At 66.8% G+C, this 14,901-nt stretch carries 13 protein-coding genes; 3 read left to right on the top strand and 10 right to left on the bottom strand.

All coding sequences use genetic code 11. The features are described 5' to 3' along the window. Positions 1-76: 76 nt before the first annotated feature. The 3 genes from ACTNFK_RS01550 to ACTNFK_RS01540 all read right to left on the bottom strand — a co-directional run bounded on the left by ACTNFK_RS01550 (position 77) and on the right by ACTNFK_RS01540 (position 2,891). On the bottom strand, positions 77-967 hold the full coding sequence (locus ACTNFK_RS01550; RefSeq protein WP_435937082.1) for a vWA domain-containing protein: 891 nt from the start codon (positions 965-967) through the stop codon (positions 77-79). 108 nt (positions 968-1,075) lie between these two features. Then, positions 1,076-2,002 (bottom strand): AAA family ATPase, encoded by a 927-nt coding sequence (locus ACTNFK_RS01545; RefSeq protein WP_433645276.1) that lies wholly within the window; start codon positions 2,000-2,002, stop codon positions 1,076-1,078. 64 nt (positions 2,003-2,066) lie between these two features. Continuing rightward, on the bottom strand, positions 2,067-2,891 hold the full coding sequence (locus ACTNFK_RS01540; protein WP_435937081.1) for a mycofactocin-coupled SDR family oxidoreductase: 825 nt from the start codon (positions 2,889-2,891) through the stop codon (positions 2,067-2,069). A 190-nt stretch (positions 2,892-3,081) separates the two neighbouring features. Here ACTNFK_RS01540 and mftR (ACTNFK_RS01535) point away from each other — a divergent pair, with 190 nt between their 5' ends. Continuing rightward, complete coding sequence (gene mftR / locus ACTNFK_RS01535) at positions 3,082-3,717, top strand: mycofactocin system transcriptional regulator MftR (RefSeq protein ID WP_435937080.1); 636 nt, start codon at positions 3,082-3,084, stop codon at positions 3,715-3,717. After that, positions 3,714-5,240: a mycofactocin dehydrogenase MftG gene (mftG, locus tag ACTNFK_RS01530; protein WP_435937079.1), complete on the top strand. Its 1,527-nt coding sequence runs from the start codon at positions 3,714-3,716 to the stop codon at positions 5,238-5,240. The genes mftR (ACTNFK_RS01535) and mftG overlap by 4 nt, the downstream gene beginning before the upstream one ends. On the opposite strand, the gene ACTNFK_RS01525 is transcribed toward mftG, so the two are convergent. The 7 genes from ACTNFK_RS01525 to mftF form a co-directional block, all read right to left on the bottom strand. Continuing rightward, positions 5,188-6,153: a glycerophosphodiester phosphodiesterase gene (locus tag ACTNFK_RS01525; protein WP_435937078.1), complete on the bottom strand. Its 966-nt coding sequence runs from the start codon at positions 6,151-6,153 to the stop codon at positions 5,188-5,190. The two genes, mftG and ACTNFK_RS01525, sit on opposite strands and share 53 nt — an antisense overlap. A gap of 301 nt (positions 6,154-6,454) precedes the next feature. Continuing rightward, complete coding sequence (locus tag ACTNFK_RS01520; RefSeq protein WP_433645281.1) at positions 6,455-7,699, bottom strand: class I SAM-dependent methyltransferase; 1,245 nt, start codon at positions 7,697-7,699, stop codon at positions 6,455-6,457. A 178-nt stretch (positions 7,700-7,877) separates the two neighbouring features. After that, on the bottom strand, positions 7,878-8,621 hold the full coding sequence (locus tag ACTNFK_RS01515) for an ABC transporter ATP-binding protein (protein WP_435937077.1): 744 nt from the start codon (positions 8,619-8,621) through the stop codon (positions 7,878-7,880). Then, positions 8,618-10,405, bottom strand: a complete 1,788-nt coding sequence (locus ACTNFK_RS01510) for a branched-chain amino acid ABC transporter ATP-binding protein/permease (RefSeq protein WP_435937076.1) — start codon at positions 10,403-10,405, stop codon at positions 8,618-8,620. The genes ACTNFK_RS01515 and ACTNFK_RS01510 overlap by 4 nt, the downstream gene beginning before the upstream one ends. Continuing rightward, entirely contained in the window at positions 10,392-11,249 is an 858-nt protein-coding gene (locus tag ACTNFK_RS01505; RefSeq protein WP_435937075.1) for a branched-chain amino acid ABC transporter permease, read from the bottom strand. The genes ACTNFK_RS01510 and ACTNFK_RS01505 overlap by 14 nt, the downstream gene beginning before the upstream one ends. A gap of 42 nt (positions 11,250-11,291) precedes the next feature. Continuing rightward, positions 11,292-12,497, bottom strand: a complete 1,206-nt coding sequence (locus ACTNFK_RS01500) for an ABC transporter substrate-binding protein (protein ID WP_435937074.1) — start codon at positions 12,495-12,497, stop codon at positions 11,292-11,294. Between the two features lie 49 nt (positions 12,498-12,546). After that, positions 12,547-14,040, bottom strand: a complete 1,494-nt coding sequence (mftF, locus tag ACTNFK_RS01495) for a mycofactocin biosynthesis glycosyltransferase MftF (protein ID WP_435937073.1) — start codon at positions 14,038-14,040, stop codon at positions 12,547-12,549. 139 nt (positions 14,041-14,179) lie between these two features. On the opposite strand from mftF, the gene mftR (ACTNFK_RS01490) reads away from it, so the two are divergent. Continuing rightward, positions 14,180-14,806 (top strand): mycofactocin system transcriptional regulator MftR, encoded by a 627-nt coding sequence (gene mftR / locus ACTNFK_RS01490; protein WP_435937072.1) that lies wholly within the window; start codon positions 14,180-14,182, stop codon positions 14,804-14,806. The last annotated feature ends 95 nt before the right edge of the window (positions 14,807-14,901 follow it).

Here is a 14,901-nt window from a genome sequence, read left to right as displayed (position 1 = left end):
ACATCATAATGGCACCGAGTGCCAATAAGGAAGCGCATCTTGCAGATCACGTGTAGGCGCATCGCACGGCAGACCTCTAGCGCGTGTCGGTGCCAAACATGTGAGAAATCGCTGGCGCAACGTCTCTGTGGGTGCGGATGATCCGGCACATTCCTCGGCCCCGAGTCGCGAGTTGGCGCCCCAGGTCAATATCTTTCTCGCCACTCGCATCAAGCAGTACGTCGAGCCTGGGCAGCTTCGCGGCGAGGGGTCGCGGATCGGGCCCGGCGTTGTGCACGCAGTCCGATAGCAGCACCACGCGCGCGTGCTCAGCCGGCACTCCCGCGAGCTGCTTGGCCGCGATCTCAAGCGGAAACGCGACGTTGGTGAGCCCGCGGGCCGGAAGTCGGAGCACCCGATCCAGCAGCTCGCGTGGCCTGACCTCGTCACCCAGCTTCAGGAGCACCGCGGCATCCGACCAAAAGGCCACGACGGCGAGGGAATCGTGGGCGAGTTCCGCAGAGAGCGCTCCGACGGTCGCGGCCGCGGTCTTGATCCGCTCGCCCTTCATCGAACCAGATACATCGACGAGCAGCACCACCGAGCGGCGGGTGAGAAGGCGCTCGCGCACCTTGATGTCCTCGTCCTCCGGCACCGGTCTCTCGGCGAGCACCTCAATCGTCGCGTCGAGATCGATCTCGTCGGATGCCCCACGATACGGCACGCTGTGCAAACGGCCGAGCCCGCGGATCGCCGCGCTGTCACGGCGTGGCTTCGGGATCGCGAGCCGCTCGGCAATCTGCCGCGCGAGGCGCTGCACCTCGGGGTCGAGCTGGGTGTCGGGATCTGCCAGTCCGAATGCGTCAACCAGGCCCGCCGGTTCATCCGTTTCGCCGGGTGCGGAGCTTCCGGGCATGGGCGGCTTGCCCGCAGCCGTGGTGCCGTCCCCCGGCATCACGAGGCCCCCCTTGCCGCTCAAGTCATGCAACGCGGGTTCCTCGTCCAGGTGCTTCGGGGTGCGCTTCAGTGGCGCTCCGCGCTTCGAACTCTTCCTGTCACTCCGTTTCTGAATGGGTGAGTCGGCGGCGATTTCTCTTCAACCCGGCGCGGCCTGGTGCGGATTCAGAATGAAATGGTCCTCCCAGATCTCGCGCAACACCTGTTCCGGGGTGAGTTCGGCAGCTTCGTCGACGTGGATCCGGCCCGAGAGCCCCACGATCATCGCGTCGTAGAACATGTCGGCGTAGCCGTCGTCCTCTGCAGAAAGGATGTCACGGCCTGCCGCCAGTTGCACGACGATCATCGCGGTGTCGATCGCGCCGCGCACGCTGGAACCCTGCCGCACGTCGTCATGCTCGCGGGTCGCGCGCGTAACCGCCACGGCATCGGCCGCGATCCGCTCACCAAACTCGCCACTCACGCCCGCGCGCCGCCGCACGATCTCGACCTCGGCGGCCTCGTCTTGATAGCCGATGGCCAGTCGGTTCAACCGATCGTGCACGCTGGTCGACAGCCGCGAGGTACCAACGTTGTCGTAGGGGTTCATCGAGGCGATCACTCGAAAAGTGGGAAGTGCCTGAATCTTGCCGACCCGCGGCACCGTGATCGAGCGGTCTGCCATAGCGGTGAGCAGCGTGTTCAGCGTGTCTTCGGGGGCACGATTGAACTCTTCGATGTAGAGAAAACCGCCGGTCTGCATCGCCTCAAGCAACGGGCCCGCGACGAAGTTCTCGGGCGAGTAGTCTTCGCGCAGCACCCGCGAGGGATTGTGGTGCCCGACGAGCTTCGCCGGGGTGAGGTCGGCGTTGCCCTCGACAAACAGCAGCGGAATACCCCACTCGGCGGTGATCGCCGACAGGATCGTGGTCTTGCTGGTGCCGGGAGGGCCCTCGAGCACGATGTCGCGACCGGCTGCCACCGCGGCGAGGGTCAGCTCGAGCTCTCTCTCACGTCCAACAACCCGGGACGCAATGCGATCCCTACTCGCCTTCGAAAGCTGCGGGGTGGTCGTCTGACCGCTCATCTTGTTCCTCTCTACAAATAGATCGGTGCGGGCCGAATCACCGGCCCGCACCGAAACCAGCAAACTAGTACTGCGAGAGACCGCCGTCGACCGCCATCGCGTGGCCCGTGACCCACTTTGCCTCGTCGGAGGCGAGGAAGAGGACAGCATTCGAGATCTCGCGGGCTTCCATCATGCCGGGGATCCACTGAGTGAGCATCCCCGTCAGCGAGGGATTCTCGGCCATGCCCTTGACGAAGCCGCTGTCTTCGACACCCATGATGCCCTGCGCCATTGGCGTGTCGACACCGCCGGGGTGCACGCTGTTGACGCGGATGCCGTCCTTCGCAAGTTCCTGCGCGAAGGACTTCGACATGCCGGTTACCCCGTACTTCGACATGTTGTAAGCCATGTTCCACGGGCCAGCCTTCAGGCCGTTTGCCGAGCTCGTGAGGATGATCGAGCCGCCATTGCCCGCCTCAAGCATGTGTGGCAACGCGGCCATCACCGAGTTCCACACACCGATGAGGTTGATATCGAGCGTGGTGCGCACAATCTCGGGAGTCATCGAGTGCCAGGGGCCAACGATGTCGACTCCGGCGTTGCCTGCGACGATGTCGAGTCGACCGAGTTCAGCCACGCCCTTGGCGACGACCGACTTCATCTTCTCGAGGTCGCGGACGTCGCAGGTTTCGGCGACGATGCGCCGATCGAGGGCCTCAACGAGACGAACCGTCTCTTTCATATCTTCAGCGTTGGCCGTGGCATATGGCACATTCTCGACCTGGGTATCGATGTCGATCGCGATGATGTCGGCACCCTCTTCAGCAAGGCGAATGGCGTGAGCTCGACCCTGCCCCCGAGCGGCTCCGGTGATGAATGCGACCTTGCCCTGAACTCGTCCTGCCATGGTAAATCCTTCCAATCGGTGAATGTTCCGGTGGTGTTGATTTCCGCGGCCTCGTGCGTCGCCCCGTTGATCCGCACCGTGTTCGACTGAGCCTAATGACACTTGGTGCCAATTGGAAGGGGTGTCCGGCGAGTATCGGGTATACAGTCGGTAAATCGGGGAAATCGGCAATTAGTGGGAGGGATCAACCATGAACGACGGCCTACTCCCACCCATTCGCAGTGGTCGCGCCCCGGCAACGACGCACGGTGAACTCAGTCACGTCGCGCTCACGTTGTTCTTCGAACGCGGCTTCGATCGCACCACCATCGACGAAATTGTGACCGTGGCCGGCATCGGTCGGCGCACCTTTTTCCGCTACTTTCCGTCGAAGAACGATCTGCCCTGGGGCGACTTCGAGTTCTTGCTCGACAAGATGCGCGCGACCCTAGACGAAATCGACCATCGCGAGCCCCTCATCGAGGCGCTCCGAAAAGCCGTCCTCGAGTTCAATAGGTTCCCCCCCGACGAGCTTCCCTACCACCGCAACCGCATGTGGCTCCTCCTCAACGTGCCATCGCTCGTGGCTCACTCCACCCTGCGTTACGCCGCCTGGCGAGGCGTCATTGCCGAGTACGTCGCCGAGCGCCGCGGCGAGCGCCCCGATGACCTCACCCCGCAGACCATCGCATGGGCCTGCCTCGGTATCTGCCTCGGGGCCTACGAGCAGTGGCTCGCCCACGAAGAAGCCGATCTGCTCGAGCTGCTCGACACCTCATTTGGCACCGCAGAGGCGATCTTTGGGGTCGCGGACGCGCGGCCGACCCCGGGCATCACCGCCGCATGACCCACACGCTCGTAGTCGGAGGCGGAGCCGCGGGGGCAGCGCTCGCCGCCAGGCTGAGCGAAGATCCACAGCACCAGGTCACGCTGGTCGAGGCCGGACCGGCCGGATCCACCCCGCAAGAATTGCTCGACGGCGGGACACTCCCGGCCGCCGTGCCCGGCCACCCGGCCAACTGGGCATTTGAAGCAGAGCTCACGCCGGGAGTTCCACACACGGTGCCCCGCGGCAAGTTGCTCGGTGGATCGAGCGCCATCAACGGCGGCTACTTCGTTCGCGCACGGCCCGCTGACTTCGCGCGATGGGCCGCGGTCGGCGGGCCCGTCTGGAGCTACGAGCGCGCGCTTCCCGTGCTGGGAGCACTTGAGAACGATCTCGATTTCGGTGACCAGCCCGGGCACGGCGATGCTGGCCCTGTTCGGGTTGCCCGGCCCACACAAACGAGCAAACTCGCTTCGGCCTTTCGCAGCGCCGCCCTCGAGCTCGGCTTCCCCGCAGAATCAGACAAGAACGCCGCCGTCGCCGCACCCGGCGTTGGCCCAGTGCCGTCGAACATCCTCGACGGCGTGCGGGTCAACATGGCGCTCGCCTATCTCGACCAAGCCCGTGACCGACCGAACCTGCGCATCCTCGGCGACACCCAGGTGCTGCGCGTGCGCATCGAACTCGGGCGCGCCACGGGGGTCGAGACGAGCGCTGGCAGCATCCCGGCCGACGAGGTGGTGCTCTGCGCGGGCTCGGTTGCCACCCCGCAGCTGCTCATGCTCAGTGGTATCGGGCCCGCCGAGCACCTCGCCCAGCTTGGCATCGCGTTGGTCGCCGATCTCCCCGTCGGAGGGCGATTCAGCGATCATCCCAACCTCACAGTCGACTGGATCCCGACCCGCTCCTTGCTCGATGAGCGCGAGCGATTCGCATTCCCCGCAGCACTGAACTTCGATTCCTCCGGCGCTGCGGCGCAGTACCCCGAGGGTGACCTCGAGGTACTGCTATCCGTCAAACCTTCGGAGGCGTTGTTCACTGGTGTTTCGAACGGGGATCCTTGGCCGGGTACCGACACCATGCAGCTCTTCGTCGCGCTGCAGCAACCGCGCGGGCGGGGAAGGTTACGTCTCGTGAGCGCCGATCCACTCGCTCGCCCTCGCATTGAGTACCGCTATCTCGAGGATTCCGAGGACCGATCACGCATGCGAATCGGTGTGCGCACCGCCGCAAACCTGCTGCGCACGCAGGCATTTTCGGCGCTCTTCGATCGCTTCATTTCGCTCGACGAAACGATCCTCACAGACGACGCGCGGCTTGACGCGTGGATCCGCGCGCACCTGGGCACCGCGATTCACCTCAGTGGATCCGCGCCGATGGGCCCCGTGGTCGACGGCGCGGGGCGAGTGCGCGGCATCGAGGGGTTGCGGGTTGCCGACACCTCGATCTTGCCAACCGTGCCCTCGCGTGGCCCGTTCAACACCGCGGTGTTTATTGGGGAGTTGATTGCGCGGCAGATGCGCGATCCCGGTGCCATGCTCTGAGGGCCGCCGGGTCGTCGGTGATGATGAGGTCGATGCCGCTGTCTGCAGCGAACTGCCACTCGTCCGGCGAGTTCAGGGTGTAGATGGCCACGCCCAGCCCCTCGGCGCGCAGTCGCTCGACGGCACCCGGCACGGCCGCGAAGAGGGCGCCTTTCGCGCCCACGCACGAGACCCCGAGGTCGAGTGCCAGATCGACGATCTCATCGCCGAGCTCGCGGGTCAGCAGGGCGCGCGCGAACTCGGGGGCAACGCGCTGCAGTGCCTCCATGGTGGCGAGGTTGAACGACTGCAGCACGACGCGATTCACCATTTGCCGATCACGCAGGTGTTCGATCACGGGCACGAGTTGCGCGTCACTCCAGTCGTCCTTCAGTTCAATCAGCACGGCGACCGGTGCGGGTGCCAGCACCGCGGCGGCCTCCTCGAACGTGGGCACCCGCTCCCCCGCGAACGCCGGATCGAAGTCACTGCCCGCATCCATCGAACGGATCTGCCCCAGGGTGTATTCGCGCACCCATCCCATGCCGTTGGTGGTGCGGTCGAGTGTGGGATCGTGCATGAGGATCGCACGACCATCCTGGGTGCGCCGAAGATCGATCTCGACGAAATCGGCCCCGGTTTGCACCGCCGCTTCGATACCCGCGAGGGTGTTCTCGGGTGCGAGGAGCGCTGCGCCGCGGTGTGACACGATCGCGGGGGCAGCCTCCCGTTGCAGCGCACCGTGCGCCTGCAGCGTGCTCGCGGCGGCGGCGTGTGGGGTCGCACCGACATCGACAACGAGAAGTGCGGTGAGTACCCAGGAGAAGACACCGATTCGTGCGACACTCTGGCGTATGCTTCTGCGCGGCGGCCAGACAGAGTCGCTGTTCCTGCGCGGGTGGGGATCCGCCTGCACCCCGCTCGTTCCCGGCATTCCGGTTCCCCCTTCGCCTCACGCAACGCTGCGTGTGACGACTACCCTATCCGGATTCGTTACCCTTTTGTGACATTTGTTCGAGCATCACTTTCCTTCCCTGCTTCCGCCCTCCCCGGCACACTGCCCGCCAACACGCCACCCACTCCCCAGCCGCCACACTCACGTCGGGTATTTCACTCCAGTCGGATGGATTCCCTTGATTTGATCCGACCGAAGTCAGACACCCGACGTGGGTGGATGACCCTGGGGAAGGAGATGCCTCCGCTCGCGAGAGGTAGCGGAGATCGAGGCAATCGCCCTAGCGGCGAGTGGCGGAGAGCACGGTGAAGGTGCGGTCGCGCGCGAGTTCTCGCACGGGGCCGATGACGCGTTCGACCAGGGGCCGGTAGCGCAGGTGCGAGTTGAACACGAGCCGCAGCTCGCCGCCAGGCGCGAGCGCTCGAGCGCTCGACTCGATGAGCCGGTGCGCGATCCCCGCGTGCACGGTCGCGCCCGCGTGGAATGGGGGGTTCAGCAGAATGAGATCGGCCCAGCCGTCGGGAACCGCTTCCGTCGCATCGGCACGGTGGATCGCGACGCGAGCCTCTAGGCCGGCCGCCCCCGCGGTGAGACGCGTGGCCGCCACCGCTGCCGCGGACTGGTCGGTCGCGATCACCCGCGCCTGGGGAAAGTCGAGCGCCGCCGCAGTCGCCAGCACCCCGTTTCCGCAGCCGAGGTCAACGATGCGGTGCGCGGCTGCCGGGGGTTCATCGCGCAGCGTGTGCAGCAGCAGGCGACTGCCGTGGTCGAGCGCCGACCCACCGAAGGTCGCCCCGAACGCGGCCACGCGAAAGCGAAGGTCTGGGTCGGCGCCCCAGGTAGGAAACGAGTGCGAGTCGTCGCGCGTAGCAGTCTCGTCCCGCCTAGCACCAGTGATCCGCGCATCAACAGGGGTGCCCGCGACCTGATGGCTCGCATGGCGCTTCCCTGGCTCCGCCGCCAGGGGCCACGGCGCACGCGCGGTGAGCACCCGCGACTTGCGCCATCCCAACCCGGCGCTGACCTCACCGAAGCTGCGCGCCAGCACCGCGTTCATGCCGTGCGACATGTGCTTGATCCGCCCCCCAGCAAGCAGCGTCACCTCGGAGTGAGCGTAGCGAGCCACCAACTGGGCGATCTCGTCGAGCGCGGAGAGCCCCCGCGGCAGCTGCAGGAGCACGAGCCGAGCGCCCGAAAGCAGCGGTGCGTCGAGCGCGTGAGAGGTGAACGTGTCGCTCAGCCCGAGTCGCTCGGCGTTCCGCGCGAGGGCTCGCTCGCCCAAGAGCGGATCTTGGTGGGCGCGAATCCCGCGCGCACCAAGTCGCACCGCCGCGCCGAGAGTCAGTGCACCGTGGCGGTCGCCGATGGTCACTACCGTGCCGGGGAGCGCCTCGTGCCCGGAAGCGATCCACTCGGATGCGGACTCGAGCAGCAGCTCGTCGGTCGCGTCAAACGCCTCCAGCTCGGCCGCATCGAAGTCTGGTTCGCGCGAGAGCTGCGCGAAAAGCGCGTGGAGGTCGGTCACCGACCCATTCTCGCACTGCTGCCGCGTGCCGAGTGGGGGGCGCGACAGCTCTCACCTCCTGGCCCCCCGAGAAGTCGCATTTCCACGACGCCTCGCCCGTAGGTGGTGGAGTTAGGACCCCTCGGCGGGGCAGAGCGGGGGAAAGCGGGTGGGGGAAGGGCGAACGGCACCACTGCACCTACTCGCCGAAGAAAGCGTTCCTGATGCGGGATCCGCGGTCGCGCAGCAGCGCCTCGCACGTGTCCGTCTCGATGATGCGCCCGCGCTGCATGATGTGCGCGGTCGTGCCGATCTGCAGCGCCAACTCGGCGAACTGCTCGACGAGCAGGATACCCATCCCAGATGCCGCCAGGCTCGAGAGCGTCCCCATCAGGTTCTGCACCGTACGTGGCGCGAGCCCGAGCGACAACTCATCAACCAACAAGACCTTCGGCTGAGTCGCGAGTGCGCGCGCAATGATGAGCATTTGCTGCTCGCCGCCAGAGAGCAACCCCGCGCGCAGATTCCGCTTGTCGGCGAGGCGCGGGAAGAGCTCGAAGGCCCGCTCACGCGCCTGCCGAGACCGATCCACCACCGCGAGATTCTGCGCAACCGTCAGTTTCGAGAACACCGAGCGCCCCTGTTCGACATAGGCCAGCCCCCGAGCTGCGCGGCGGTGCGGGGGTGCGCTGTGGATCCGCCTGCCCCCCAGGGTGATCGCGCCCGTGGCTGCGGGCAGCACCCCCGCGATGCCATCGAGCAGGGTGGTCTTCCCGGCACCGTTCGTACCCAGCAGCACCGTGATCTCGCCCGGCGGAACCGCGAGCGTCACGTCGCGGCAAATCATGAGGTCGCCGCGTTTCACGGTGAGCCCGTCCACCCGAAGCCCGTCCGACCCAAACACCTCTGCACTCATGGCTTCCCCGCCCGATTCGCTCGTCACCGCTCGACCTCCTGCCCGAGGTAGGCGGCAGCGACCCGCGGGTCAGCGAGCACCTGGGCAACTCCGCCGCTGGCAATGACGCCCCCGTCATCGAGCACCGTCGCACGGTCCGATGCTGCGCGCACGAATTCCATGTCGTGCTCGATGAGCAGCACAGCGCAGCCAAACTCAGCGGGGATTCGCCGCACCCGCTCGGCAAGCCCCAGCCGCTCGTCCTCCCCCAGCCCCGCGGCCGGCTCGTCGAGCAGCACGATCTTGGGCCCGGCGGCCAGCGCTCCGGCAATTTCAAGCAGACGCCGCGATCCACTATCAATGAGGCGGATCGGCACGCGACCATCAGGCAGCCCGAGGAACTCGTGCACCCGCGAACTTGTTGCCAGATCGGCGGGGCCAGCGGCGAGCCGCAGGTATTCGTCGACCGTCAGCGCGTCGATCGATCTGAGGTGCTGGAAGGTGCGTCGCATGCCGGTCCGAGCACGCTCGCGGGCGGTCAACCCATCCAGTGGATCCCCACGCAGTCGAACGACCCCACCGTAGCTCGGCAGGAACCCGCTCACGGCATCGACCAGCGTCGTCTTGCCGGCCCCGTTTGGGCCGATGAGCGCGTGCACCTCAGCCTGGGCCACCGTCAGGTCGACCGCGTCCAGCACTCGGTTCGGCCCGTATTCGACGGTCAGTGCAGTGACCTCGAAACACGGCTCAGCGGGCAGGCTCTGGCCAAGCACCTGGGTCGGGGGCGCTGCGGAGGCCTGGCTCGCGGGCAGCGTCGTCGGGAGGTTCTGTGTCGAATGGCCACCGCTATTCGCGCGCGGGGGCAGCGGCCCGAGCTCGCAGGTGACGCGTGCGTCGCGGAACGCGCGCCCCTGCAACCTCGCGGCGAACTGCTCGGCCAGCCCGCCATTGCCGCGGCGCAGCACATCGAACGCGCCAAGCGCGAGCAGGGCGTTGCCGACGTCGAGCGGAAGACCGATGCGCCGCAGCAGTTCGGGCATAAACACCGTGAGCGCTCCGGCGAGCACGGCACCGCTGAAGAGGCTCGCACCGGCGAGCACCGCGGTCGCGAGCACCAGCATCGAGGTCAGCGGGGTGAAGACCTGCGGGGTGAGCAACCCGTACTGCCCGGCGAGCAGCCCTCCACTGGCCCCGGCAAGGCCGGCCCCCACTCCCAGCGCGCTCGCCTTTGCGAGACCCACCCGCACACCGAGCGCCGCCGCGGCCCGTTCGTTTGCGCGCACCGCGGCCCAACCGAGTCCGTGCCTGCTGCGGCCGAGCGCCACCACCGCGAACTGCAGCACAATCAATAGCGCCCAGGCGAGGGCGAAAAACCAGCGGGGGTCATCAAACGGGGCGGAGGGACGCATCGGCGTGCCCTCGCCGACACCGGGAAACGTGCCCTGCCGCAGCACCAGGTCGAGCGCGGCCGCGAACCCCAGCGTCACGACCGCAAGCTCGACGCCGCGAATGCGGGTGGTGACGGCCCCGAGCAGCCACCCGATCGGAGCGGCAGCCGCACCCCCAATGAGCACGAGCAGCGGGAATGGCACACCCGGCCATGCGAGGGCGATCCACGACACTACCCACCCACCGATCGCGGCGAACGACATCTGACACAGCGTGATGATGCCCGCCTGGTTCGTGACGAGACCGATGCTGCGCGCGACGATCGCGCTGACGGCGACGGTGGAGAACAGATAGACCCAATACGTGGGAAGGATGAGCCCCAGCGTGAGCAGCGCGGCGAGGAATGCGAGCCACGCGAAGAGCCCCGGCCTACCGAGCCGCATCCCACACCTCACGCCTGCGCAACCAGATCAGCGCGGCGATGATGACCACGAACGGGATCGCCCCGCGGTAATCGGAGACAAGATCGATTCGGGATCCGGCGCCCTCGATCGCACCAATGGCGAGGCCGCCGAGCACCGCGATCCACACGTGTGAAAACGCCCCGAGCAGGCCCGCGGCGAGCGCCGGCACCACGAGAAATGACATCGACTCGAAAGTCGGGTTGCGGGTGGGGGCGATGAGGAGCATTGCGAGGGTGGAGAGCATCCCCGTCGCGGCCCAGACCCCGAGCGATAGCCCGCGGGTGTTGATTCCGAGCAGTTGCACCGTGGTGGGTCGCTCCGACATGGCCTGCAGGCGGATGCCCACCCGGGTGAAGCGGAGGATCAGCGACAGCCCCGCAGCGATCGCGATCGCGGCCGCCAGTGCGACGACCGTGGTCAACGAAATACGCACCCCGGCGAGCTCCAACGCCGTCGTGGGCACGAGGCTCGGCATAACTCGCGGCGCGTCACCGAAGAGTCGATACCCCGTGGCGAGCAGCACCACGAGCAGCACTACCGAGACGACCGCCCGAACGGTTTCGGAGGGCGCGCCAAACCAGTGCGCGATCGCCAGACCGGCAAGCCCCGCGACGGATCCGGAGATGGCGAGCCCGCCGAGCACCGCGAGCGGCAGCGGCAGCCCGGCTCCGGCCAACGCAAAACACGAGTACGCGCCGAGCGCGCCGAGCGCCGCCTGACCGAAGTTCAGCACCCCGACGAGTCGATAGAGGGTCACCACGCACACAGCCAAAATGGCATAGGCGGATCCCGACACGAGGCCGGAGATGACCCCGTCAAGCACGGGGCAACGCCTGGGTGCGCGATCGCTTCATGGTGGTTCAGCCTATGGGGCGATGACCCAGTCGCTGACGGTCTCCCACCCGGCATCGGTCGCCTGGACCATGACGCTCGCCCGGTTTGGCTGGTGCGCGGTGGCCTCCCCGAAGGTGAAGGGCATGCCGAGCAACGGGTGTGCGATCTCGTCCAGACTGCGGAACGCCGCCGTGACGGATTCGCGGGTGATCTCGCCGTCGATGCTGCGAAGCACGTCGACCAGAATCTCGGCGCTGACAAACCCACCAATCGACAGGGATGTCAGGGGAACATCGGCAGCAGTGAGTGTCGCCCGCAGATCGTCGAGCGCCGGGTCATCACCGCTGAATGGAATGAATTCTGAATTCACATAGAGCCCGAGAGTGCCCTGCTGCGTCAAGGTTTCGAGGGCCGTTTCGGTGTAGGCCGAGGCGAGTGTCAGCCAGTCGGCCATTTCGAGCAGGCCCTGCTGCTTCACCGCGTTCATGAATGCGACCGCGGCGGCCTCGTGGGCGTTGAAAATTACCGCGTCGCAGCCAGCGTCTCGCACCGCGAGGATCGCCGGCGTCGGATCGTCGCCGAGCACGACAGAGGTGTCGATGTGAGCTGCGGTGCTGCCGGTGTCCTTCTCCCAGCGCTCGATCAGTGCGAGGTAGGGATCGGTGAGGCCCGCGCTGTTCATGATGACGGGGCACACCCGTTCGCGCCCGAGTTCCTCCGAGGCGAAGTAGAGCAGGCTCGCGTACCCCTGAATCGTGCCGTTGTTCACCGGCGCGATGTTTGCTGATTCGAAGCAGCTGGGTTCGACACCGGTGCCCATGATGGAGACCACCTCACGCTGCGCGTAGAACGCGGCGTTCGCGCTGCACTCGACGAGGCTCGCCGAACCGGCAAACGCGACGACCTCGTTCTCGTCGACGAGCCGACGGCCCGCCTGGGCTGCCTGGGCCGGGTCGGCCCCGTCATCCTCAGAAAGGTACTCGATCATGCGCCCGCCTATGCCACCCTCGGCGTTGACTCGGTCGAACACTGCTTGCGCCGCCCCGGGAACCTCCGGGAACGGCGCGGGGCCTGTGAGCGAGCTGACCGCGCCAACCCTGATGGGCTCGGCGTTCGCGGCATCGCCACCGGCTGCTGAGCCATCGCTCGCAACGGTGCAGCCTGCCAGTAAGAGACCGGCAACGGCGGTGAGCGAGACGAGCGCGAGGCTTCGGGTGCGAGTACGGTGCAACGACATTTCGAGCTGTCCTCTTTCGATGTTCAGAAAAGCTGTGAAATACAGGGGTTTAGGAATCTAATTTCTTGGGCCAGCTCGGGAAGCGCACGCGAGGTGTCACCACGTTGGGCACACGCTTGCGGATCGCGTTTCTGATGACTCCCGTGCCGTACGAGGCATCATCGACCATCCTGAGCGCGAGGCTCTGCACGGGGCCGAGCCTCGTGGGCCGAAGCAGGTGATCGCGCACCGGCTCCCACATCATCGAGACCGCGACCCCGCGCGCGAGTCGCGACTTCGGGGTCGCCGCGAGCACGGCCCAGCCGACGGGCCACCAGTCACGTCGCAGCAGGTGACCCATCCAGAACGCATCAGACCACAGCGAGCGCGCGGTCATCTCGGCGGCCACCACCGCGGGTACTTCGCGGCCAAGTATGCGCCGCTGCCTGGCGAACTCGTAGCCCGCTATTCCGGCCGCGATCCACGGGTGACGGGTCGAGAGCGCGGCCACCACCGCGAGCCCCGAAAGGGAGGGCCGTGCGGGGATCAGGTGACCCGGGTGGCGCATTTCGAGTTCTGCGGCTGATCCGCCGTACATTGCACGTCGAATCGCGAAGTCTTTGAGTGAGGTGCGCACCCGATGATAGTTCACGACGTCGGGCGCGTAGCGCACGGTCCATCCGGCCTCGTGCATGCGCCAAAACAGGTCGACGTCCTCACCGACGCGCATTCCGGGCTCAAAGGGCGGATCGGTGACCGCCGCGCGACGCACGATCACGGAGGCGGTCGGCAGCCAGCCAGCTGCGGCACCGATCATCACGCGGCTCGGGTCGGGGCCCATATCGAGCTCCGATCGGGTCTCTTCGTAGAGCTCGATGCTCGAGGTGCCTCGGAGGTCGGGTCGCACACGCGGCCCCACCGCCCCGATGAGCGGGTCGTCGAACAGTGGGCGCAGGCGCGCCACCCAGTCGGGGCTTGCAATCGCGTCGGAGTCGATGAAGGCGACAAATGGCGCGCTCGTGGCCTGAAAGCCCGTGGTGCGGGCCTCGCCCGGGCCGCCGTTGACCTTGTGCACTATGAGCTTGGCGCCGTGCTTTGCGGCGATGCGCTTGATGCGCGTCGCGTCGGGCTTCGGCGAGGCATCATCGACCACGATGACGGGCAGGCCCTCGGCCTGCAGCGATGCCAGGCAGTTCTCCAGCGCCTCGGCGTCACGGTAGACGGGCACCACGACCTCGACATCGTTCACTGCGCTGTCTGCGCGGTTTGCGATGGGCAGTGGATCCGCGATGCCGTGATCGAGCAAAAAGACCGCCGCGTCTTGCTCCTCCGGCGTGGTGGCCGTGAGCCCGGCTCGGTCGGCGGCGAAGAGCTTCCGCGCGAACGGCCGCACCGCCTGCGGCAGCACCGTCACCGCCCAGGGTGATCCACCCAACACCACCCGGCCAGCTCGGAGGCTCACGCCGGTCGTCCAGGCGAGCGGAATTCGGGTCGTGAACTCGGCAGATGCCCGGTCGCGGCGAGGAGGCTCCGGGAACGGTGGCATCCCTCCAAGTTCACGCATGATCCGCCCCTTCGCGATTCGAATTCAGAGCAACCGCTTTTCGTGTTGCTTTCCTTGATAGATACTAATGACACCAGGTGTCAAAAAGAAAACTTGGCAGAATGAGTTCGATCGCATCCGCGCGGAAGGGCTGACCAGAGTGACACAGGAATCGGGCGCACCTCCCCGCCTGGGGCGCACGCCGGCAACCACCCAGCGCGAAATCAGCCGCACGGCAATTGAGTTGTTCTTGGAACGCGGCTTCGAGGAGACCTTCGTTGACGACATCGCTCACGCTGCGGGCATCAGTCGACGCACGTTCTTTCGGTATTTTCCCTCGAAGAACGACCTGCCCTGGGGCGAATTCGACGACCTCATCGATGCGTTGCGCCAGCGACTCGCCGCGGCCAATCCAGAGACTTCCATCGAGGCCGCCCTGCGGCAAGCGATCATCGAAGTCAATGACTACCCGGAAGACGAGCGCGTCTACCACCGCCACCGCATGGGGCTGCTGCTCACCGTGCCGTCGCTGGCTGCGCACTCAACCCTTCGATACGCAGCCTGGCGCCAGGTGGTTGCGGACTTCGTAGCGGATCGGCGGGGCGAGAGCGTCGGCTCTCTCGCCCCGCAGGCCATCGCCTGGGCATGCCTCGGGCTGTGCATTAGCGCGTACGAGCAGTGGCTCGCCGATGACGTGTCGGACCTTGGGGATCTCCTGCGCAGCGCATTCGCCGCCGCCGGGTCGGTGTTCGGGGTGGTCGGCGGGCACGCCGAAGACAACGGGTAGCCCGGCCTCGGCCGAGGACCAAGGGTGCCGCTCAGAACGGTCGGTCGAGTGCGGTATCCAGTCGAGGTGGTGCCGCCGCTGGCCGCACCATGAAG

It is taken from the genome of Leucobacter fengyongliangi (assembly GCF_052386045.1).
This window is presented reverse-complemented; position numbering and strand designations above follow the sequence as displayed.